Origin of the sequence: Cutibacterium acnes (assembly GCF_003030305.1) — a bacterium.
Taxonomy (GTDB): Bacteria; Actinomycetota; Actinomycetes; order Propionibacteriales; family Propionibacteriaceae; genus Cutibacterium; species Cutibacterium acnes.
This window is the reverse complement of sequence record NZ_CP023676.1, coordinates 1303544-1323025: the sequence shown is the minus strand read 5'-3', so window position 1 is coordinate 1323025 and position 19482 is coordinate 1303544. Positions and strand designations below refer to the sequence as shown.

Genomic DNA, 19482 nt, shown 5'->3' with positions numbered 1-19482 from the left:
AGAACACCATGACTGCGACAACAATTACCCCCGAGACGAAGGACGAGGTGGTCGGCGTTGGGCGAGTCGTCCGCGTTATCGGCCCCGTCGTCGACGTCGAGTTTCCGGCCGGTCAGCTGCCGGAGATTCTCAACGCCCTGCACGTCGATGCTGAGGTGATGGGAGAGACTCATACCATCACCCTCGAGGTGGCCTTGCACATTGGCGAGAATGTCGTGCGAGCCATCTCCCTCAAACCGACTGACGGTATGCGCCGCGGCACTGAGGTGCGCGACACCGGTGCCCCGATTAGCGTGCCAGTGGGTGACGTCACTAAGGGTCACGTCTGGAATGTGACAGGTGACGTTCTTAACGCCGATCCCTCCACAATCGAGGTGACTGAGCGTTGGCCGATCCACCGGGATCCCCCGGCCTTCGATGACCTTGAGCCCGAGACCGAGATGCTGGAGACCGGTATTAAGGTCCTTGACTTGCTGACTCCTTACGTCAAGGGCGGCAAGATTGGCCTCTTTGGCGGCGCTGGTGTGGGTAAGACGGTGCTCATTCAGGAGATGATTTACCGTATCGCCCACAACTTCGGCGGTACCTCGGTTTTCGCCGGTGTCGGTGAACGTACCCGTGAGGGTAACGACCTCATCAACGAGATGGACGAGGCCGGTGTGCTCAAGGACACCGCTCTGGTATTCGGCCAGATGGACGAGCCCCCGGGCACGCGTTTGCGCATCGCTTTGACCGGTTTGACGATGGCTGAGTACTTCCGCGATGTTCAGAACCAGGACGTGCTGTTGTTCATCGACAACATCTTCCGGTTCTCCCAGGCTGGTTCTGAGGTTTCAACCCTGCTAGGTCGTATGCCCTCGGCGGTGGGCTACCAGCCCAACTTGGCCGACGAGATGGGCCAATTGCAGGAGCGAATCACCTCGACCCGTGGCCACTCCATCACCTCGATGCAGGCCGTCTACGTCCCCGCTGACGATTACACCGACCCGGCTCCGGCGACGACCTTCGCCCATCTGGATGCCACCACGGAGCTTTCTCGTGAGATTGCCTCTCGTGGCCTGTACCCGGCTGTGGACCCACTGACGTCGACCTCTCGTATCCTCGACCCGCTGTACGTAGGCCAGGAGCATTACGACACCGCTACTCAGGTCAAACAGATTCTGCAGCGCAACAAGGAGCTTCAGGACATCATCGCTATTCTCGGTGTGGATGAGCTGAGCGAAGAGGACAAGGTCACTGTGGCGAGGGCCCGCCGCATCCAGCAGTTCCTGTCCCAGAACACGTACACTGCCGAGAAATTCACTGGCGTCGCTGGATCGACGGTTCCGATTGCCGACACAATTGAGGGATTCCAGATGATCTGCCGTGGCGACGTTGACCACATTCCCGAGCAGGCCTTCTTCAACGTTGGCAGCATGGACATGGTGATGGAGAACTGGGACAAGATGAAGAAGGAGGGCTGAGTCCTATGGACCACCCGCCGCTTCAAGTCAAAGTCGTCAGCGCCGATCGTGAGGTGTGGAAGGGGGAGTCGGTCAATATCATTGTTCGGACTACCGAGGGTGATATCGGTCTGCTCCCCGGTCATGAGGCCTTTCTTGCGGCCCTCGCGCCGTGCGCGGCCCAGATCATCACTACGGACGGTAACCGTGAGGTCATCGCTTGCGACGGTGGCTTCGTGGCTCTGGATAATGACGGACAAGTCTCGATCATCACCCAGTACGCCACCCGGTCTGAGGAGATCTCGGTTGACCAGGCGCGGCGTGATCGCGATAGCCTGCGAAAGAAGCTGAACGAGCATGAGCGTTCCGAGCAAGACCCAGAGGTCGTCCAGGACCTTACTCATCGTCTACATCTGGCCCAGGCCCAGATCGCTGCCGCTCGACTAGCCGGAAAGCAACGCTCCTGAGACAACTAGCCGTGGGTCGTTGTAGTGGCCGCTGCAACGACCCACGCTCCTGTCAGCGAGAAGTTAGGCTAGCCTTCGTAGACTGCCAGAAGTGCGCCGAATAGCGTTGGAACATGCACGTGTCCATCGCTCAACTCGGGTCTACCCAGATGCTGTCGACCTTGGCGATGGATGCTGTCATTGTTGGTCTCATTGTGTGTTGTGCCGTTCTCTACATGATGTGGCTTCTTATTAGGCACCGCGTTCTCATGCGTAGACGCGGTGCTTTTTTATGCGGTCTTCGCGTGATGGGTGGCCCCAAGCCGGGCGGCTGGATGATTGGGAGCGCTCGTTACGCTGATGGGGCCTTCGAATGGTACCGAGCTATCGACCCTCGCCACGTCCCAACGATCGTCTTGAGGCGGGGCGGTCTGGCCATGAGGGAGCACCACCCACCGGTCGTGGAGGACGCCTTGGCTTTAGCCTCTAACGCCTACGAAATTGTTACTCTTGAAACTGGGCATAGAGGCCGATCCTCGGTGTGCCAGATCGTTGTCGACCCTCGGGTTGTTACTGGGCTGATGTCGTGGCTGGAGGCCGCACCCCCTGGTGGCGTGGAGTACGCCACCGAAGGGCATCTCGTGTGATTATTCCTGGCCGTCGTTGGTCATCTGCGTGCTCGGGTTGCGTTCCCCGCCGGGAACCCACACCACCTCATCGGAGGAGTCTTCGCCAGCTTTATTTGCGGCTCGAGACAGGATAAATAGCAAATCGGAAAGGCGATTAAGGTAGGTGATTGCGAGCTCATTAACCCCGCCAGGTGTGGTTTCTGGATCATTCGATGTCTCGGTTCCGTAGATCTCGGCAGCTCGCCACGCAGCGCGCTCAGCCGTGCGGATAGCAGTACGGCAGACATGAAGTTGAGCACCCACGGGGTTGCCACCAGGAAGAATGAAAGACCTGAGAGTTGGCAACTGATCGCCGAATTCATCGCACCAGCGCTCTAGCCGATCGACACTCTCCTGGACAGTTCGCAGTGGTTCCCATTTTGGGTTAGCAACAAGTGGATTGGCTAGATCTGCTCCGACGTCGAACAGCTCGTTCTGGATGATGCCGAGAGCTTCTCGAACCTCTCTCGAGAGAACCTTCGTCGTGGTGTCGAGAGCAATTGCTAGGCCGATGCTGGCGTTGGCCTGATCGATGAGGCCGTAAGCCTCAACGCGGAGATCTGATTTTGCTGTCACAGAATTATCGACCAAGCGCGTAGAGCCATGATCGCCGGTACGGGTGTAGATCTTGGAAAGAATGACCATGATCCCAGCCTACGGTCGTTGCCAATGCTCGGAAGACGAACGGCGGGCGGGATTGTTTGCACTGTCTCGCCATCCTTGCCGAGATGGATACAGTTTTCCTGAGTATCGATTAAGCTGCCGAATCTGGTGACGGTGTTGCGCCTGCACTCATGGAGGTATTCCTCAGGTAGTGGCCAGATCCCGGAGCGTGTTGACGGCGTCGTCAAGCATGCTGCGAGTGAGCCGTGCGGTGTTCGTGTTCTGACGACTGACGTGGTAACACCCCAGTACGACGATGATGGACCCGTCGGGCCGGACGAGTTGAGTGCGTGTGCCGTGACCAAAGCGGGGTGCAGGGCGCGGGACCTGCCATCCAAGACGACGGGCGGCTGCCAGGGTTGAGGTCCAGGCAATCTGCCCTAGGCACATCACTGCACGCAGGGCGGTTAAACGCGCTAGCTCATCATCAAACCAGATAGCGCAAGTGCGCTTCTCGTCGGGTCGAGGCCAGTTGTCTGGTGGTGCGCAGTGTACCGGGGCGATGATGCGACAGTCGTGAAGGGTGAGACCATCCGCAGCGTCAATGCTCTGTGCTTGTGAGGCAATGTCGGCGTCATATAAAGCGCGGTAAAGCCAGTCCCCGGACTGGTCACCGGTGAACATTCGTCCTGTGCGGTTAGCTCCGTGTGCGGCGGGAGCCAGGCCGATGATAACCATGCGAGCGGATGGATCGCCGAATGACGGTACGGGTCGCCCCCAATAAGGTTCATCACGCCATTGAGCGCGCTTAGTGACCGCTATGTCCTCGCGCCACTTGACGAGGCGCGGGCACGCGCGGAATACCGAAATAGTAGCGTCGAGATCCTCAAATTCGCTGCAGTGTGCAGCGATTCTCGCTGCATCCTCGGCGCATTTGGCGACGGGGGTGTCCGGTGATGCCGGATCTCCTGGCCATCCGCTGCCAGGGGCTACCGGTGACTCGAACAGGGTGGCGATACGTGGATGGGGGAGTGGTGTCATAGCTACTTCTTGATGATGCGGTCGTGTTGAGTGGCTCTTGGACGAAATGTTTCATGTGGTGGTGTCGGCTCATCACAGCTGTGACGACGAGGATTGCCATCACTAAGGCGTTGGTGACGGAGATGAGCGTTGGTGGCGACGAAGACGAGGTCAAGGGCTAGCTCAATGGTAGTGATGGTGGTCGTCTGTTCCTCCATGCTGGTGGACTCTGGTAATTGGCTCGCTCGTAGGCCCTCGATGCTGATGCTGTAGGCGTCATGTTTGTGCGCATTCATGCTGTTGGAATCTGGCGGTCGTGTCGGCGGGTGAATTATTACGGAAACCGGAGTATCCTCCCTGTCCGTGAGCTCAGAACACCCCATTCCCCAGCAATCTGGTCCGCTTGAGGCCGAGCTGGCGGCGGATCTCGTCCTTACCTGTGGACGAATCCAGCGGTTAGCGAAGCGGCGTGCTGGTATACCGCCTTCTTCCGTGACGTGGCGGGTGCTGCACACTCTCGAGGTGATGGGCACGATCAGCACCGGAACCTTGAGCCGCGTCGAGGGAACTAGACCCACGACGACGACAGACATCGTTGAGAGGCTTGAACGGGATGGGTTAGTAGCGCGACAACGTGATCCCCATGATGCCCGCAGTCGTCTCGTTGAGATTACGGATGCCGGGCGTGAGTACTGCCGCAACTGCGAACTGTCGGTGGGGGAGTCCGTCGTGCCGGCGCTAAACATGTTGAGCGATAGGGACCGAGATCTGCTGATGAGAGTTTTGCCCGCCTTGCGCCGGGCTGTCGAAGTGCTGTCCGAGAATGATGAGAGGACGACGAGGAATTGACGATGAGTAAAGAGCCTGTCAGACCGGCTGTGTGGGCGGTCACCATTGCGGTGGCGTTCTCCTACATGGGGGTTGGGGTGGTCGACCCGATTCTTCCCGAGATCTCTTCGGCCCTGAAGGCCAGCCCAGGTCAGACCGAGCTACTGTTCAGTACCTATCTCTTCGTGTCTGCAGCGTTGATGTTTTTTGCTTCCTGGGTCGCCACTCGCATTGGGCGCAAGAAGACCCTGCTCGTCGGCTTGGCTATCATCGTGACCTTCGCGGCGGCGTGCGCATTATCTGGGCATGTCGATCTCATCATTGGATTCCGCGGCGGTTGGGGGGTGGGCAACGCCCTGTTCGTCTCAACCGCTTTGGCCACGGTGTTAGGAGCATCCGCCGAACCCAGGCGAGCGATCATGCTCTACGAGGGTGCCTTGGGAGCTGGTATGGCTCTCGGTCCGCTCGTCGGCGGAGCCCTCGGATCGATCTCGTGGCGTGGCCCTTTCCTCGGCACAGCCGTTCTCATGGCTGTCGGACTGATCGCCATTGTTCTGTTCGTCCCGCCTACACCGATCGAACGATCTGCACGCCGCTCGGCAATCGAACCATTCCGTGCCCTCGTCGATTCGCGGGTGTCGATCCTCATGTTGGCGGCATTGGTCTACAACTATGGCTACTTCACCCTGCTGGCGTACGCGCCCTTTCCAGTAGCTGAAGCCTCCATTCGGGCCGGTGGTCAGTTCACGCCCTTGGATCTCGGCCTAGTGTTCTTTGGTTGGGGCTTGATGGTGGCGCTCGGATCGGTATGGCTTGGTCCCCGCGGTTGTGAGCATGTGGGGATTCGTCGAACGGTTGCGGTGACCTTGATCCTGTTCACCATCGACGAGATTGTCCTTGCCACCTGGATCTCCCCGATCCCACAAGTGATCGGGGTCGTTCTTGGTGGCCTGTTAATCGGGATCATTAACACTGCCATGACCGAGATCGTGATGTCGGCCAGTGACATCCAGCGCGAGGTGGCCTCTTCGGCCTATTCTGGTGTTCGGTTCCTCGGTGGCGCGTGTGCTCCAACCTTGGCTGGTGCCTTGAGCTCGATGTGGGGGATCGGAGGCCCGTATTACATTGGAGCCGTCGCCCTCGTCTTGACGATCATCCTGCTGTGGATTGACCGTCAACGTCGCATGCAAATGACCGCACACAGCGTTGCTTTGGGGTGATCTCCTCAACGACCTGGATCGGGTCTGGTAGACGAACACAGCCCAGGCGCGATGCGCAAAAGGTGCCCCGGAACTTTCGTACTATTCGATGGTGACTGATCGGATCAGTGGACTGGAAGTCCGTGACACCTCTCATGTTGAATAGTTGAATGCCAGGCCTGGATCAGAGGGGGAGACATGGTGAAGGTAGGTGACATTGAGGTTGTTCCTGGTTTCATTATCGCTGAGACAGATTTGCGGGAGAGATTTTCACACAGTTCTGGTCCTGGCGGGCAAGGGGTCAACACGACCGATTCCAGAGTGGAACTGATGTTTGACGTCGCTCGTTCCGGTGCCGTCCCGGACCGTCTACGCCCGGTAATCATGGCGGTATTGAAAAATCGACTCGTAGACGGTGTGTTGACGGTAACGGTTCATGATGAGCGGTCTCAGCTTGCGAATCGCAAGCTAGCTCGCGCTCGTCTCGTCGGACTGTTGCAAACGGCGTGCACTCAGCCGCGGCGACGTCGCGCCACCCGGCGTACTCGTGGATCCCAGCGTCGCCGCTTGGATGCTAAGAAACGGCGTGGTGAGCTCAAGAGGAATCGTCAACGTCCGACGTGGTGACGAGGATTTGTCTCCCGCAGTGCAATGCTCGTTGTGGAGGGGCAGTGTGAGGGGAAAGTTCCAGGCACCATCGTGCGGTGTCTCCTTCTGCAAAATGACATAATTTCTCTTATCGGTCAACTAGGTTAGCTGGGGAGACTTCCCGCCAGCCTTGTCATTAGCCTGGGTCGTGGCAGGCGCAAGAACTGGGTTTATTGTCCCTGGTCGTTCGACGATCGATCATGCAGAGTGACGCTCACAAGCAGATCGACCAACGCTTTAGGCTGCTTTAATTGAAAGATGCGAGGATATCATCCTTAGTTACCTGAGTTCGCACAGGTTTCTGTTAGACTATTAACCGCCTCGAGTACCGAGCTTTTACCCTGCGATTGTAGATTCATCGTGAAGAAGTCATACTTCGTAACCCCGCTCGTTGCTGGCGCACTGATTTTGCCCGCGGCACTGCCCGCCACGGCTGCACAGGCTAGTGCTCCTGCCCCCGCTGCCGTTTCGACCGTGAACAAGACGGCGCTGACCACCGATCAGATCAAGGCTGAGCGTTCTGCGCTTAACTCGCGCATCAACATGCTCCAAGAGACCCAGAAAGCCATTCCAGGGTCGCAGTACGCTGACCAGATTGAGGATCTTATTAAGACCGCTCTGGATCTCAGTGGCGCCATCGACACGATCGCTCACGGTGGCGTTCCAGCCTATGACCCGGCCACCATCGTGCCCCGCATCCACCTCGCCATCGACGCTGCTGATGCGATCAAGACCGGCAACACCACATTGCAGCACAAGGTCAAGAAGGCTCACGTTGAGCTTGGTCTTGAGATTGCCAAGGCGTCGATCGTCGCTATTAATCCGGCGAGCTCCGTCGCCCAGGTTCAAGACGAGATCAAAGCTCTCAAAGCTCGTATCGACAAGGTTTCCGCCTACCCTGATCTCAGCAAGGATGACACTGCGACTATCGCCTACAAGCAGACGCTGCGCAAGACGATCCACGAGGTCCGCGTCGGGCGCAACAAGAACATCGTTGGCAAAAAGGATCAGGCTGTCGTTGACACTCTGAACAAGGAAATCAGCAAGGCTGACAAAGTCCGTGCCAACGCGAAGTCCACGGTGGCTCAGGTTGACACTGCCGTCGATCAGCTTCGTGCCGCTTACCAGACCGCTCTCAACGCCCCCGACAAGGCGAAGAAGTGATCGACTCGTAACTTCCGGACATTTTCGCAGAGGCCGGCCACGGGAGGATTCCTCCTGTGGCCGGCCTTGTTCACCCTCAATCCGTGCCTGTGGTGGGGGCGAACGTCTTCAGTGGTGATCGGGATACATTAGTGAGGTGCAACTTGGCATTCGAGGGTCGGTGATGCGTGGTGAATGACTACTTGGTCAGGCGATCTTTCAACGTTCTGTACATCTGGATTGACGCAATCTTGCTACTGGCTTTCCTCTGCATACTGGCGCGAACACGGCGCCGTGCTGCCTTCGTCGTCGGATTGCTCGGTGGCGTCGCCTACCTCGTCGTCGATTACGGCTTCTTCTACGCTCTACTTGGAACGCGTACCGTCGTTGGCATGAGCGTCCTGCCACTGGAAATTTGGCTGTCATTCAGCTACGGCATTACGAATATGGCGTGGATGTGGCTATGGTTCGACGAGCCCGGAAACCGTTGGGAGTGGTCGATCCTTTTCCCCGCTGGGTGGCTGACCAGCGCTTTGGTCAGTCAGGGGTTCGGTGGAATGTTCCATAGTGTGCAGATTGCGCGTCATGTCAGCAGTTACCACGGCATCATGGTCGCTTTCGCGCTCGTTGGGTACGGATGGCTTGCGATGCACAACTTGCGTCACCCTGATGAGCGCTATTCGATTCGCTCGGCCTTGATAATCGGCATCGGCATCCAGTTCACCTGGGAGGCAGTGCTGATGATCTCGGGTATCAGGCCGTTGACATGGCACCCGCTTGTTATCGATTCTCTCATCGAGACGAATCTCGGCGCTCCGTTCATGTTGCTCATTGTGAAAGCTTGGCGCGCGCGCCATCCGAAGGAATTCCTGGCTCTACCAGTCCGCGCCCGACCGCCCGTGGCACAGCGCGAGTCTATATGAGGGATGATCTTGTTTCTCGACGCCTTCTACAGCGTCCTTGAGAGCCTCTGCGAGCGAAGGGCGCGGGTGTAGGTCTCCCCGGGGCTCGTTGTGGTCCCTCCTCTGCGTGACGCAGAGCCGTGTGATGAGGCGAAGTCATGACCGGGATCGATAGTTACGGTAGAAGCCGGCACGCGGGTATGTTGATATCGCCATTTAGCGATATCATCGCCATATGGCAATTGATACTGTCGATGAACCCGATGCCGAACTCGGTGACCTCACCCGTCTGGCGGCCGTCTTCAAAAGTCTCGGGGACCCTCACCGGCTCGTCATCGTCCAGCACCTGTTCCGTGGTGAACACCGCGTCACTGATCTGGTCGCTCATCTAGGGCTGGCTCAGTCGACGGTTTCTTCCCACGTCGCCACGCTGCGAGACGCCGGCCTGTTGGCAAGTCACGCTCATGGCCGGGCGATGTATTACACGTTGGCGCACCCACAACAAATTCGTCGTTTGATGCTGTTGGCTGACATTCTGATAAGAGACGGCGGGGAGTGCGCTGAGCTATGCGGCATGCTCGATGTTGAGTACCGTGGAGAACCCAGCGATGACCACATCGGCGGCAATGACGACGCAGTGAGGGAAGAATATTGAGCAATCACAGGCATGATCATTCTCTACCCTCGGACGCGGACTCCCGATACCTCGTTGCTGCGCTTACACTCCTGGCGGCGTTCATGATCACGGAGATCATCACAGCTGTCATCTCCGGGTCGCTGGCGCTGCTCTCCGACGCTGGCCACATGCTGTCGGACATTGGTGCCATCGCCATTGCCCTGTGGGCTGCGAGACTCACTCGGCGCCGTCCGCAGGGATCGTGGACGTGGGGTTGGAAACGAGCCGAGATCATGTCGGCTGCGGTCAATGGCGTCACGCTGCTCGTGGTCGCCATCCTCGTCGGAATCGAGGCTGTTCGACGCCTCGTCACTCCCCCTGCCGTTGGCGGAGGGCTGGTTATGGTCATCGCCGCTGTAGGCGTTGTCGTCAACGTCGCGGTTGCTTGGCTGGTGGCACGAGCCAATCGCCGTAGTCTCAACGTCGAAGGTGCCTACCAACATATTCTCACTGACCTATTCGGGTTCATCGGCACCTTGGTGGCGGGCCTGGTCATTGTGACGACCGGATGGACCCGTGCGGATGCCATTGCCTCCCTTATTATCTGTGGTCTTATGCTCCGCGCTGCGTGGTCCCTCCTTAGCCAGACGGGGCGGATACTGATGGAGGTTGCGCCCGCCTCCCTCGACCTTGATGAGGTGCGACACCATCTTATGGACCTTGACCATGTGAGATCGGTTCATGATCTCCACGCGTGGACGGTGTCGAGCGATCTACCAGCGCTCAGCGCCCATATCGTCGTCGAGGACTCCTGCTTCGCCGATGGTCATGCCCCCATCCTCTTGGCACAGATCCAGCAGTGCTTGTCGGGCCACTTCGACCTCGACCATTCGACGCTACAGCTAGAACCACCCCGGCACGCCGGCACCGAAAATCAAACGATGTGATGCGAAGGGGTCCCAGCTCGGAGGCTAGGACCCCATGATCTTGCATGATTACTGAGCTTCAACACATGTCACAGAAATCATGTCACGGAAAGATCAGAAGTTGATCATGTGTCCCTCGACGCCTTCCGCAGCATCCTTGAGAGCTTCCGACAGCGACGGGTGCGCGTGGATGTTGCGGCCGATCTCCTCAGCGGTGATGTCCCACAGCTGTGCCAAGGTTAGTTCGGGGAGCAACTCGGAGACGTCATGGCCGACTAGCGAGGCACCGAGAAGCTCGCCGTGACGGGCGTCGGCGACGATCTTCACGAAGCCGGTGCCATCGCCCAGACCCCACGCCTTGCCATTGGCGGCGAACGGGAATTTGGACACCTTGACGTCGTAGCCCTTTTCCCGGGCCTGGTCCTCCGAGTAACCGAAAGAACCAACCTGCGGCTGACAGTAGGTAGCGCGCGGAATCATGTCGTAGTTGATGGGCATGGTCTGTGCCCCAGCAATTGTCTCGGCGGCGACGACGCCTTGAGTCTCGGCGGTATGGGCCAGCATGAGCTTGGCGGTACAGTCGCCAATGGCGTAGATGCCGTCAACGTTGGTGCGCATAAAGTCGTCGATCTCGATGGCGCCACGCTCGGTGAGCTTCACGCCGGTCTTCTCCAGGCCGTAGCCCTCAACCCGCGGAGCGAATCCGACGGCTTGCAAAACGCGGTCGGCTTCAATGACCTTGGACTCCCCACCCTTCGACGGCGAGATGGTGACCTTGACCTTGTCACCGGAGTCGTCGATGGAATCGACCTTAGTGGAAGTCAGCACCTTAATGCCGAGTTTCTTGTAGGCCTTAGCCAGCTCGGCCGAGACCTCCTTGTCCTCGTTCGGGACCATACGATCGAGAAATTCAACGATGGTCACGTCACAGCCGTAATTAGCCAGCACATAGGCGAACTCAGTACCGATGGCTCCAGAACCGGCGATGACGATGGATCCAGGGACGGTGTCGGAAAGGATCTGTTCCTTGTAGGTGACGACCCGACCGGAGAGCTGGGTGCCTGGCAGAGTCTTGACGACCGAACCGACTGCGATGATCGCGTTGTCGAAAGTGATCTCGTCGGTCACCTTGCCGTCAGAGTCTTTAACAGAGATGGCCTTGGGGCCGGTGAACTCCCCCCAGCCGTTGAACTCGGTGATTTTGTTCTTCTTCATGAGGAAGTGGATGCCCTTGACCATGCGGGCAGACACTTCGCGGGAACGACTGAAGGCTTTGCCGAAGTCGACGGTGATGTCCCCGCCAATACCGAAGGTCTTGGCCTCCTTGGTGACGATGTGGGCTAGTTCTGCGTTGCGCAAAAGTGACTTGGTGGGGATGCAACCAACATTGAGGCAAACACCACCCCAATACTCCTTCTCGATGATGGCGGTCTTCTTACCGAGCTGGGCGGCACGAATGGCGGCAACATAGCCACCGGGGCCGGCTCCAAGGACAACGACGTCAAAATGTGAGCTCATAGGTAACACTCTAGTGGGAACATCGGTCTGTGACGAAGATCTCACTGAAGAGATCTCGACTGGCTTGCTCGACCCGTTCTTCCCGAGGGGAGGAACTCAGATCTGATATATCCTGGTCAGGAAATGAGTTGTCGTCGAAAGGATCTGCTGTGGACAACATCACCCCAGCTTCGGTCGGTCGTCTTATCCGCGACGCACGCAAGCAGCATGGAATGACGCAGAACCAATTGGCGGAGATCCTGAAGACCTCCCAGAGCGCTATCCACCGGGTGGAATCAGGCACGCAGAACCTCTCTCTGGAGTACATCAACCGCATCGCGGAGGCGTTAGGGTCTCCCATCATCACCCAGCCGGGAAGCGGTACCATGAATTACCGCATCGAAGGAGGTCATCAACTTTCGGGCTCTATCGAGGTGCGGTCCTCCAAAAACGCGGCCGTCGCGCTGCTATGCGCCTGTCTCATCAACAGGGGCCGTACCGTGCTACGCGGTATCGCCCACATCGAGGAGGTTAACCGCATTCTTGAGGTGCTGACCTCCATCGGCGTCACCTACGAGTGGTCTGACGACGAGCATGATCTCACCCTGATTCGTCCGGCTGAGCTCAACCTTGACGATATGGACATCGAGGCTGCCCGACGTACCCGAAGCGTCATCATGTTCCTCGGACCGTTGATGCGGTTCTACGACACCTTCAAACTCCCCTACGCCGGCGGCTGCAACCTCGGCGCTCGAACTGTCGAACCTCACCTGCAGGTGCTACGTGCTTTCGGCCTTGACGTTGTTGCCACCGAGGGCTTTTACCAGTGCCACGTCACCGATCGCACCGTCAAGGAGCGTCACATCGTCCTGACTGAGCGTGGCGACACTGTTACCGAGAATGCTCTGCTGGCTGCCGCCCAGACCCCCGGCGTGACTGTGCTGCGTAATGCCAGCTCGAACTATATGGTTCAGGACTTGTGCGTGTTCCTATGCCAGCTCGGTGTGCAGATTGAGGGCATCGGAACGACGACCTTGCGAATCCGCGGCGTTGAAGAGATCGACGTTGATGTCGAGTACGCCCCGTCTGAAGATCCGATTGAGGCTATGAGCCTCCTCACGGCGGCGGTCGTCACCAAGTCGGAGCTGACGATCACACGCTGCCCGATCGAATTCCTTGAAATTGAGCTGGCGATCCTGTCTGAGATGGGTCTGGATTTCGACCTCTCCCCCGAGTACGTCTCTCGCAACGGGTTCACCCGTCTCGTTGATGTCACGGTGCGCCCCAGCAAGTTGCGAGCGGTAGCTGACAAAATCCACCCGATGCCCTTCCCGGGCCTCAACATCGACAACCTACCGTTCTTTGCGGTTATTGCTGCGGAGGCAGAAGGCCAGACCCTCATCCATGACTGGTGCTACGAGAATCGTGCGATCCACTTGCTCGACTTGGGCAAACTTGGCGCTGACGTTCAGCTGCTCGATCCGCACCGTCTCATCGTGCGGGGCCCGACCCGTTGGCGTGGTCGCGAACTCATCTGCCCGCCGGCCTTGCGTCCTGCCGTCTGTCTGCTATTGGCCGCTCTGGCCGCTTCGGGAGAAACGACCCTGCGCGACGTCTACATGATCAACCGCGGTTACGAAGATCTCCCGACCCGGCTTGGGGCGTTGGGAGCCAAGATCACCGTCTTCCATGGCTGAGCCGCGGCGTCCTCGGGCCACCAGTCCAACTCGTCACCAGGATGCGCCACGGTGCGCTCGAGGACAGTATGTACGACACCGGCTGCTTTACCGAGCGTGGCATCCAGTGGCTCCCCTTTCACCAACCCTGCGGTGAGAACGGCACTGGTGAGGTCGCCTGCGCCGTTGAAGTAACGGTCGAAGAGAGGGCCGTGGGTCAAAACAGCTCCCTCCCCCGTCACCCCGACCATCGCGATGCCGTCGCCACCGTCGTCGTGGTACGGCACCGAGGTGACGATGACAAGGTGCGGTCCGGTGAGACTTCGAGCCGCTCTGACGATGTCGTCAAGAGTGCGAGGCTCGGTTCCCGTCAGGATGCCCAGCTCGGCGAGGTTTGGCACCACGACGTCGGCGTGTTGAACGGCATCCGTCATCAATGACACGGTTTCGTCAGGGACGTATGCCCTGAGCTCGCCGTCTGGGGTCATGTCCCCCATGACGGGGTCGCAGACCCATATCGTGTCGGGGTGGAGGGCACGGCACCGCTCCACGGTTCGGAGCACTGCTGGCCCGGTGCGCGGGGTGAGGTACCCGGACAGCACCGCATCAACATGTTTGAGCTCACCATTGGAGTCAAGGGCGTTAACCATGGCGTCGATCTGCTCAGAATCGATAGGGATACCTGCGACGCTGGAGCGTCCATTGTGGTTTGACAACAGTGCTGTAGGCATCCCCCAGGCGCGCACGCCCATAGCCCGCATCACGGGAACAGCGATGCTGTTGCCGACGGTTCCCTGGACGACGTGGGACTGCAGCGATAAGACAGTAACGCTCACACTAGGCCATGGTAGTCACTCATCTGATACTTCTCCGGAGCACAATGGACTGCTGTGAGAGCCACTGACTATCCCTATTGCCAGAGTCCGTTCACCGTCTTAGCTCATCGTGGTGGTGCTGGCATGGCCGTCAACAAGGGAATTGAGAACACCCTTGCTGCCTTCGGCCACGCGGTCGAGGTGGGATGCACCTACCTTGAAACTGACGTTCACGCGACCAGCGACGGGGTGCTAGTGGCCTTCCACGATCCGATACTCGATCGCGTCACTGAATCCTGAATCAGGCGGAGTCATCGCCGCCATGCCGTGGCACAAGGTCAAACAAGCCAAGGTTGGTGGCGAACCGATCCCCACCTTAGATGAGATTTTCGACGCCTTTCCCGAGGCGTTCATCAATATCGACATCAAGCATGATGGCGCCACCATGCCGCTCATCGACGTTCTTTCCCGTCACCGGGCTTGGAGTCGGGTTTGCGTCGGGTCGTTCAGCAGTAAACGCATCCAGACCTTCCGTCGCCTGGTTCAGGGACGCACTGCGACTGCGGTGGGGCCGGTGGGAGTCGGCTGGGCTGTCATCGGCCCTCATAGCATGCAGATGGCACAGTCCCATGGGAATGCGTACCAGGTGCCGCATCGCTTGACCCGGTATGGGGTGCCCCTTGTGACACCGACCTTTATTAAAGCTGCCCATCGTCAGGGGCGAGCTGTTCACGTCTGGACGGTTAATGAGATCTCAGAGGCTCGAGAACTGATGGATATGGGGGTCGACGGCATCGTCACAGATCGCCCAGACCTCATGTGCGAGTTTGCCCGCGTTCATCAACCGAAAGAAGCGCCAACTCTCATCCCGCGGTGATCCCACTGTGATGGCTGACATTATCGGCCACTACCGTACGTCCACGAAGTGAACGTACGGTAGTGGCCATCCGTTCTGCTCCCCGAGATTTGTGACTTGTGGGATGCTGGGGTTATTGAGGCCCAACCAGGGCCTGATGCCTACAAGCAGGAAGGAGCATCATGGCCGACCGTGCGCTACGAGGCATGGGGTTAGGATCCAAGAGTTTTGAGGATGAAGAAGGCGTTGAGATGGCCGAACGCCAGCAAATTGGCTTTGACTGTCAAAACGGCCACCACTTCGAGCTCACTTTCTCCACCGAGGCAGAACTGCCGAGCTTGTGGGAGTGCCCGCGTTGCGGTGCAGAAGCGTTGCGTAGCGACGGTACTGATCCTCAGCGGAAGAAGCAGAAGCCGCAGCGCACCCACTGGGACATGCTTACTGAACGCCGCTCGATACCCGAACTTGAAGAATTACTTGCCGAAAGGCTGGATGAAATCCGTAAGGAGAATTAATCCCGCCGAGGTGCGCCCCGCGGACGCGATGTGATCCATGGGGCGCACGTCTGGTCAGTGGCGAGAACGACGCTCTTTGATGTCTCCGGCGATCTTTTCAGCTCGGTCCAAGGCCACGTGGCTAAGATCCTTGAGCTGGTGGGAACGGTAATCGAACCCCCACATGGTCGTGCGCAACAATGCTTCGACGACGATGTTCTTGCTCATTTTGGAGCTGCCGTACTCTCGTTCGATGAACTCGATCGGGACCTCAGCGACGGTCATGCCCTTCTTGAGGGTGCGCCAGGTGAGGTCGAGCTGGAAACAGTAACCAGCCGAGGCGACGTCGTCGAGTCCGATGGCGCGCAGGGTGTTAGCACGGAAGGCGTTGAATCCGCCGGTGGGATCTTTGACGCCGATCCCCAGGCACATCCGCGTCCACAGACCGCCACCTCGGGAGATGAGTTCGCGGTACTTTGGCCAGTTGACCACCGATCCACCCTTGACGTAGCGGGACCCTTTGACCATGTCGGCCTGCTTAAGGGCTTTCAGCAGCAGCGGCAGTTGCTCAGGCTGGTGGGAGCCGTCGGCGTCCATTTCGACTAGGGCGTCATAGCCATGGTCAAGGCCCCAGTGGAATCCGGCCAGATATGCGGCTCCCAGGCCTTCCTTACCTTTGCGGTGCATAACGTGGACGTGGTCGTCGGCAGACGCAATGCGGTCGGCAATCTCTCCAGTACCGTCCGGCGAATTATCATCGGCGACCAGAACGTCGACGTTTGGGTTGGCGCGGCGGGTCCGCGCAACGATGGTCTCGACATTCTCGACCTCATTGTAGGTCGGAATGATGACAAGGACCTTGTCAAGCCGGACTTCAGTGTCGGTGGCGGACATTCCTCTCCGATCTGTTGTGATTCGCTTGTGCGAGCATAGCGCGACGGCGTTGCAGCAACGACATCGCGATAGCCCCTGCTGTCATAACGAGGACGATGATCCGCAACCATGGTGCAATCTGTACTCCGATGGTGAGGCCGGATTCGAGAGGTATAGTCACCGTGAAATGTGTATGGACTCCCTCCTCAGTGCGCAGTGCCACGGATCCGTCAGGGTTCACCAGCCCCGAGAAAGAATTCGTGGTTGAGACGACGATATGTCGTCCAGTCTCAACTGCCCTTGCCCTGGTGATCTGCCACTGTTGCGGTGTCTGGGCAGTGTCGATAAAAGATGAATTGTTGGACTGGACAGCCAGGATTTTCGCCCCGTGACGCACTGTGTCGGCGACCGTGCTGTCGTAGGCCACCTCGAAACAGACCACCACGCCAACCGGGACTCTCCGACCAGCAATGGTGGCATCAACAACGCCTGGAGTCGTCCCTGGGACGGATTGCCGTCCAATCTTTCCCAAGATAGGAATGAGCGGAAGGAAGAAGGACCGCGCGGGGATCCATTCGCCGAAAGGAACCAGGTTGCGTTTGTGATATGTCGACGTTGGTTGTGGTGACGATGGTGGCCACCACATAGATGTTGTCTGGCGCTCATTATGGCCGGGACCGTCAGTCACAGCACCAACTAAGGTCGGTCGATTCGAGAGAGTCAGCGCGCCTATAACGATCTGGTGACTTTCGAAATCGAGAACCGGATCGATATCGGTGGAGTTCTCCGGCCACAACACCATGTCGGGAGCCGGTCCGCCCGACGTCCTCTGCTCCGCGAGGGCCATGATTGTCTGGGAGAGATGATTGTCGGTGACCGAGCGTGCATATCCCATCGCGTATGGGCCGGCGGTTCCGTCCACTCCTCCCTGCACTACCAGGGTCCGCACGGAGCGTTGGTGTGAGATATCGCGGCTTACGACAGTGACACACATGGTCCCCGCCAAGGCGACGACGAGAAGCTCCGCGACGAAAACGATGCTGGCGCGACGCTGACTGCCTCCCCGGGCTGAGACGACATAGACTAATAGGCCGGACGCCAGGGCGACGAGGAAGCTCGTACCGATACTGCCCGCCCATCTGAGGACACCGACCCACGGTGTGTCGACGACTGTCCATGCCAGTCGTACCCAACCGAATCCGCCCAGCGGAATGGTGGCAGCCCCGATCTCAGTGGCCGTCCACACCATCGCCTGCCATACCGGTGTCCCTGGCAAGACGCTGACACACCGAATCGTCCACCCGGCCAGCAGACACCACAACGCCATGACAGCGATGAGAAGTATCGCCACCGGCGGGCCCATGACGCCTACCCAGGAAATGGTGGTGGTAAACAGACCGATGCCGAAGAGATACCCCAGTCCTGCCGCGGCCCGACCACTGGCGTTGCGCACCAGCAGGATGAGCGCAGCGAGACCGGGAATGACGAGGATCCACCAGTTCAGTGGTTGGAACCCGGTACCGGTCGCGGCCCCGGCGGCAACAGCAGCTGTACCACGCAGCCACGAGGTGCGCCGCAGGCGAGAAATCACCGGGTTCCCAACATGCCGAGGTCGTCGAACATGGTGTCGAGGACGACGACTGTCTCTGTGCCGCAAAGACATTCTTTGCGAATACGCGTGAGCAACTGATCGAGGTGGCCGGCGCTGGGCGCTTGGACTCGTGCCAGATAGGACGCTGCCCCAGCGATGGAGTGACAGCCTCGTACTTCGGGGAAGGTACGTAGAATACCGGGTATCGTTTCGTCTTCTTCGGGATCGATGGGGTTGAGGAAGATAAATGCGGTGATACCCGCACCGATCGCCTCAAGGTTCAGCGTGGCGTGATATCCAGTGATGATCCCCTTGGCTTCAAGACGTTTGACACGTTGTTGGGCGGCTGAGGTCGATAGGCCGGTCTGGTGGCCGAGCTCGGTCCACGACATCCGACCGTCTTTTTCAAGCAGGGCGAGGATGTGACGATCGGTGGCTTCGAGGATCGGCGACCGATCCTCATCCTCTTCGTCGTGGTGTTTGGTCATGAATGGTTCCTCCCTGTCCCCGGCTCGACCCAATGGGATTTCAGCACACGAATGGTTGATCCGGCGAGCAAGTTTGGTGCGGCAGATGCTACCCGCGATGGACGTCCCCTGCCGTCCAGGCACACCCTGTTCACGACCTTGAGGTTAAAGCTTGCGAACCACTCCTCGAAGTCGGCGACCCCTGCATAGGACTGGCTAAGGGTGTCATGCCAGGGATACGGCAGATCGTGGGGAATCGGTATCTTCTCACCTATAATCTTAAGGCGGCTACGCCAGTACACGACGTTCAGCACCAGAAGGATAAGCACAGTCCCGATACGTGCCATTTCGGCACGCACCACATCAGGGCAGACAACCGCCTGCAAGATCTGGGACAAGATGACAACGTCATAGGAATCGTCGTGAAACTCTCCCAGATCCTCGTTGAGGTCCAACCCCAGTGCGAGCACTCTGGCCGACATCGCTGTGACCAACGACGGATGGTCGAGTTCGATCCCAGTGCCTAGGCAGTCCCTGGTGGTGATGAAGTGACGAAGGAGTAAACCGTCATCGCAGCCCAGGTCGAGAACCCGGGAGTAGGACGGTACCAGCGAGGCAACTATGCCGGGACGAAGTATCACAGCGCCGTCTCCTTCGTACACAGGTGGCCGGTGTGGCCCCAGGAAGACGCAATCGTTGCAAAGCTGACCGGGTTGATGCCGAACTCGCGCTCGACTGATTCGGGCTGACGGGATCGCCCGAACTTTTCGGC

General features: G+C 58.7%; 22 protein-coding genes and 1 pseudogene. 13 read left to right on the top strand and 10 right to left on the bottom strand.

Features of this window, described 5'->3' with window-relative positions:
* Positions 1–8 precede the first annotated feature (8 nt).
* The 3 genes from atpD (at position 9) to CPA42_RS06610 (ending at position 2535) form a co-directional block, all read left to right on the top strand.
* Positions 9–1463, top strand: a complete 1455-nt coding sequence (atpD, locus tag CPA42_RS06620) for a F0F1 ATP synthase subunit beta (RefSeq protein WP_002516818.1) — start codon at positions 9–11, stop codon at positions 1461–1463.
* Positions 1464–1468: 5 nt separating this feature from the next.
* Positions 1469–1909 (top strand): F0F1 ATP synthase subunit epsilon, encoded by a 441-nt coding sequence (locus tag CPA42_RS06615; RefSeq protein ID WP_002516827.1) that lies wholly within the window; start codon positions 1469–1471, stop codon positions 1907–1909.
* A 113-nt stretch (positions 1910–2022) separates the two neighbouring features.
* Positions 2023–2535, top strand: coding sequence for a DUF2550 domain-containing protein (locus tag CPA42_RS06610; protein WP_002518915.1), 513 nt, complete (start codon positions 2023–2025; stop codon positions 2533–2535).
* On the opposite strand, the gene CPA42_RS06605 is transcribed toward CPA42_RS06610, so the two are convergent.
* From CPA42_RS06605 to CPA42_RS06595, 3 genes are all read right to left on the bottom strand, one after another.
* A complete protein-coding gene (locus CPA42_RS06605; RefSeq protein WP_002516791.1) occupies positions 2536–3201 on the bottom strand; it encodes a cob(I)yrinic acid a,c-diamide adenosyltransferase in 666 nt (221 codons plus the stop codon).
* Between the two features lie 162 nt (positions 3202–3363).
* A complete protein-coding gene (locus CPA42_RS13385; RefSeq protein ID WP_002516826.1) occupies positions 3364–4200 on the bottom strand; it encodes a uracil-DNA glycosylase in 837 nt (278 codons plus the stop codon).
* A 2-nt stretch (positions 4201–4202) separates the two neighbouring features.
* Entirely contained in the window at positions 4203–4475 is a 273-nt protein-coding gene (locus CPA42_RS06595; RefSeq protein ID WP_002516808.1) for a hypothetical protein, read from the bottom strand.
* A 208-nt stretch (positions 4476–4683) separates the two neighbouring features.
* Here CPA42_RS06595 and CPA42_RS06590 point away from each other — a divergent pair, with 208 nt between their 5' ends.
* The 5 genes from CPA42_RS06590 (at position 4684) to CPA42_RS06570 (ending at position 8920) form a co-directional block, all read left to right on the top strand.
* The gene (locus CPA42_RS06590; protein WP_002518917.1) at positions 4684–5028 is read left to right on the top strand and encodes a MarR family winged helix-turn-helix transcriptional regulator; all 345 of its coding nucleotides are present in this window, start codon (positions 4684–4686) and stop codon (positions 5026–5028) included.
* A gap of 2 nt (positions 5029–5030) precedes the next feature.
* Positions 5031–6227 carry an MFS transporter gene (locus CPA42_RS06585; protein WP_002516856.1) on the top strand — a complete coding sequence of 399 codons (1197 nt, stop codon included), beginning with the start codon at positions 5031–5033 and terminating at the stop codon, positions 6225–6227.
* Between the two features lie 177 nt (positions 6228–6404).
* Positions 6405–6833, top strand: coding sequence for an alternative ribosome rescue aminoacyl-tRNA hydrolase ArfB (arfB, locus tag CPA42_RS06580; protein WP_002534223.1), 429 nt, complete (start codon positions 6405–6407; stop codon positions 6831–6833).
* A 381-nt stretch (positions 6834–7214) separates the two neighbouring features.
* Positions 7215–8018 carry a CAMP factor pore-forming toxin 4 gene (camp4, locus tag CPA42_RS06575; protein WP_002516857.1) on the top strand — a complete coding sequence of 268 codons (804 nt, stop codon included), beginning with the start codon at positions 7215–7217 and terminating at the stop codon, positions 8016–8018.
* A 167-nt stretch (positions 8019–8185) separates the two neighbouring features.
* Positions 8186–8920, top strand: a complete 735-nt coding sequence (locus CPA42_RS06570; RefSeq protein ID WP_002516816.1) for a hypothetical protein — start codon at positions 8186–8188, stop codon at positions 8918–8920.
* A gap of 154 nt (positions 8921–9074) precedes the next feature.
* Here CPA42_RS06570 and CPA42_RS13155 read toward each other — a convergent pair whose 3' ends face one another.
* The gene (locus CPA42_RS13155) at positions 9075–9287 is read right to left on the bottom strand and encodes a hypothetical protein (protein ID WP_002525407.1); all 213 of its coding nucleotides are present in this window, start codon (positions 9285–9287) and stop codon (positions 9075–9077) included.
* Between CPA42_RS13155 and CPA42_RS13550 the strand changes: the two genes are divergently transcribed.
* Entirely contained in the window at positions 9189–9554 is a 366-nt protein-coding gene (locus tag CPA42_RS13550; RefSeq protein ID WP_225070455.1) for an ArsR/SmtB family transcription factor, read from the top strand. The two genes, CPA42_RS13155 and CPA42_RS13550, sit on opposite strands and share 99 nt — an antisense overlap.
* Positions 9551–10462, top strand: coding sequence for a cation diffusion facilitator family transporter (locus CPA42_RS06560; protein ID WP_002516825.1), 912 nt, complete (start codon positions 9551–9553; stop codon positions 10460–10462). Before CPA42_RS13550 ends, CPA42_RS06560 begins: the two co-directional genes overlap by 4 nt.
* Positions 10463–10555: 93 nt before the next feature.
* On the opposite strand, the gene lpdA is transcribed toward CPA42_RS06560, so the two are convergent.
* Complete coding sequence (gene lpdA / locus CPA42_RS06555) at positions 10556–11959, bottom strand: dihydrolipoyl dehydrogenase (RefSeq protein ID WP_002516802.1); 1404 nt, start codon at positions 11957–11959, stop codon at positions 10556–10558.
* A gap of 149 nt (positions 11960–12108) precedes the next feature.
* Here lpdA and CPA42_RS06550 point away from each other — a divergent pair, with 149 nt between their 5' ends.
* The gene (locus CPA42_RS06550) at positions 12109–13635 is read left to right on the top strand and encodes a helix-turn-helix domain-containing protein (RefSeq protein ID WP_032504876.1); all 1527 of its coding nucleotides are present in this window, start codon (positions 12109–12111) and stop codon (positions 13633–13635) included.
* Here CPA42_RS06550 and pdxY read toward each other — a convergent pair.
* The gene (gene pdxY / locus CPA42_RS06545; RefSeq protein ID WP_002524933.1) at positions 13572–14450 is read right to left on the bottom strand and encodes a pyridoxal kinase; all 879 of its coding nucleotides are present in this window, start codon (positions 14448–14450) and stop codon (positions 13572–13574) included. The genes CPA42_RS06550 and pdxY overlap by 64 nt on opposite strands.
* A gap of 54 nt (positions 14451–14504) precedes the next feature.
* Here pdxY and CPA42_RS06540 point away from each other — a divergent pair.
* Positions 14505–15306 (top strand): annotated as a pseudogene (locus tag CPA42_RS06540) (glycerophosphodiester phosphodiesterase).
* 161 nt (positions 15307–15467) lie between these two features.
* The gene (locus CPA42_RS06535) at positions 15468–15800 is read left to right on the top strand and encodes an RNA polymerase-binding protein RbpA (RefSeq protein ID WP_002513486.1); all 333 of its coding nucleotides are present in this window, start codon (positions 15468–15470) and stop codon (positions 15798–15800) included.
* Positions 15801–15854: 54 nt separating this feature from the next.
* Here CPA42_RS06535 and CPA42_RS06530 read toward each other — a convergent pair whose 3' ends face one another.
* From CPA42_RS06530 to CPA42_RS06515, 4 genes are read right to left on the bottom strand one after another with little or no spacing between them, the layout of a single operon-like run.
* The gene (locus CPA42_RS06530) at positions 15855–16673 is read right to left on the bottom strand and encodes a polyprenol monophosphomannose synthase (RefSeq protein ID WP_002516800.1); all 819 of its coding nucleotides are present in this window, start codon (positions 16671–16673) and stop codon (positions 15855–15857) included.
* Positions 16654–18243 carry an apolipoprotein N-acyltransferase gene (gene lnt / locus CPA42_RS06525; protein ID WP_002516830.1) on the bottom strand — a complete coding sequence of 530 codons (1590 nt, stop codon included), beginning with the start codon at positions 18241–18243 and terminating at the stop codon, positions 16654–16656. Before lnt ends, CPA42_RS06530 begins: the two co-directional genes overlap by 20 nt.
* The gene (locus CPA42_RS06520; RefSeq protein WP_002513489.1) at positions 18240–18731 is read right to left on the bottom strand and encodes an Lrp/AsnC family transcriptional regulator; all 492 of its coding nucleotides are present in this window, start codon (positions 18729–18731) and stop codon (positions 18240–18242) included. The genes lnt and CPA42_RS06520 overlap by 4 nt, the downstream gene beginning before the upstream one ends.
* Positions 18728–19372 carry a methionine biosynthesis protein MetW gene (locus CPA42_RS06515; protein ID WP_002518925.1) on the bottom strand — a complete coding sequence of 215 codons (645 nt, stop codon included), beginning with the start codon at positions 19370–19372 and terminating at the stop codon, positions 18728–18730. The genes CPA42_RS06520 and CPA42_RS06515 overlap by 4 nt, the downstream gene beginning before the upstream one ends.
* Positions 19373–19482 lie beyond the last annotated feature (110 nt).

What these genes read in the sequence shown, in the direction of transcription:
- atpD (WP_002516818.1), top strand. Translation starts at nt 9, where the DNA reads ATGACTGCGACAACAATTACCCCCGAGACGAAGGACGAGGTGGTCGGC.
- CPA42_RS06615 (WP_002516827.1), top strand. Translation starts at nt 1,469, where the DNA reads ATGGACCACCCGCCGCTTCAAGTCAAAGTCGTCAGCGCCGATCGTGAG.
- CPA42_RS06610 (WP_002518915.1), top strand. Translation starts at nt 2,023, where the DNA reads ATGCACGTGTCCATCGCTCAACTCGGGTCTACCCAGATGCTGTCGACC.
- CPA42_RS06605 (WP_002516791.1), bottom strand. Translation starts at nt 3,201, where the DNA reads ATGGTCATTCTTTCCAAGATCTACACCCGTACCGGCGATCATGGCTCT.
- CPA42_RS13385 (WP_002516826.1), bottom strand. Translation starts at nt 4,200, where the DNA reads ATGACACCACTCCCCCATCCACGTATCGCCACCCTGTTCGAGTCACCG.
- CPA42_RS06595 (WP_002516808.1), bottom strand. Translation starts at nt 4,475, where the DNA reads ATGAATGCGCACAAACATGACGCCTACAGCATCAGCATCGAGGGCCTA.
- CPA42_RS06585 (WP_002516856.1), top strand. Translation starts at nt 5,031, where the DNA reads ATGAGTAAAGAGCCTGTCAGACCGGCTGTGTGGGCGGTCACCATTGCG.
- arfB (WP_002534223.1), top strand. Translation starts at nt 6,405, where the DNA reads ATGGTGAAGGTAGGTGACATTGAGGTTGTTCCTGGTTTCATTATCGCT.
- CPA42_RS13155 (WP_002525407.1), bottom strand. Translation starts at nt 9,287, where the DNA reads ATGAGCGACCAGATCAGTGACGCGGTGTTCACCACGGAACAGGTGCTG.
- lpdA (WP_002516802.1), bottom strand. Translation starts at nt 11,959, where the DNA reads ATGAGCTCACATTTTGACGTCGTTGTCCTTGGAGCCGGCCCCGGTGGC.
- CPA42_RS06535 (WP_002513486.1), top strand. Translation starts at nt 15,468, where the DNA reads ATGGCCGACCGTGCGCTACGAGGCATGGGGTTAGGATCCAAGAGTTTT.
- CPA42_RS06530 (WP_002516800.1), bottom strand. Translation starts at nt 16,673, where the DNA reads ATGTCCGCCACCGACACTGAAGTCCGGCTTGACAAGGTCCTTGTCATC.
- CPA42_RS06520 (WP_002513489.1), bottom strand. Translation starts at nt 18,731, where the DNA reads ATGACCAAACACCACGACGAAGAGGATGAGGATCGGTCGCCGATCCTC.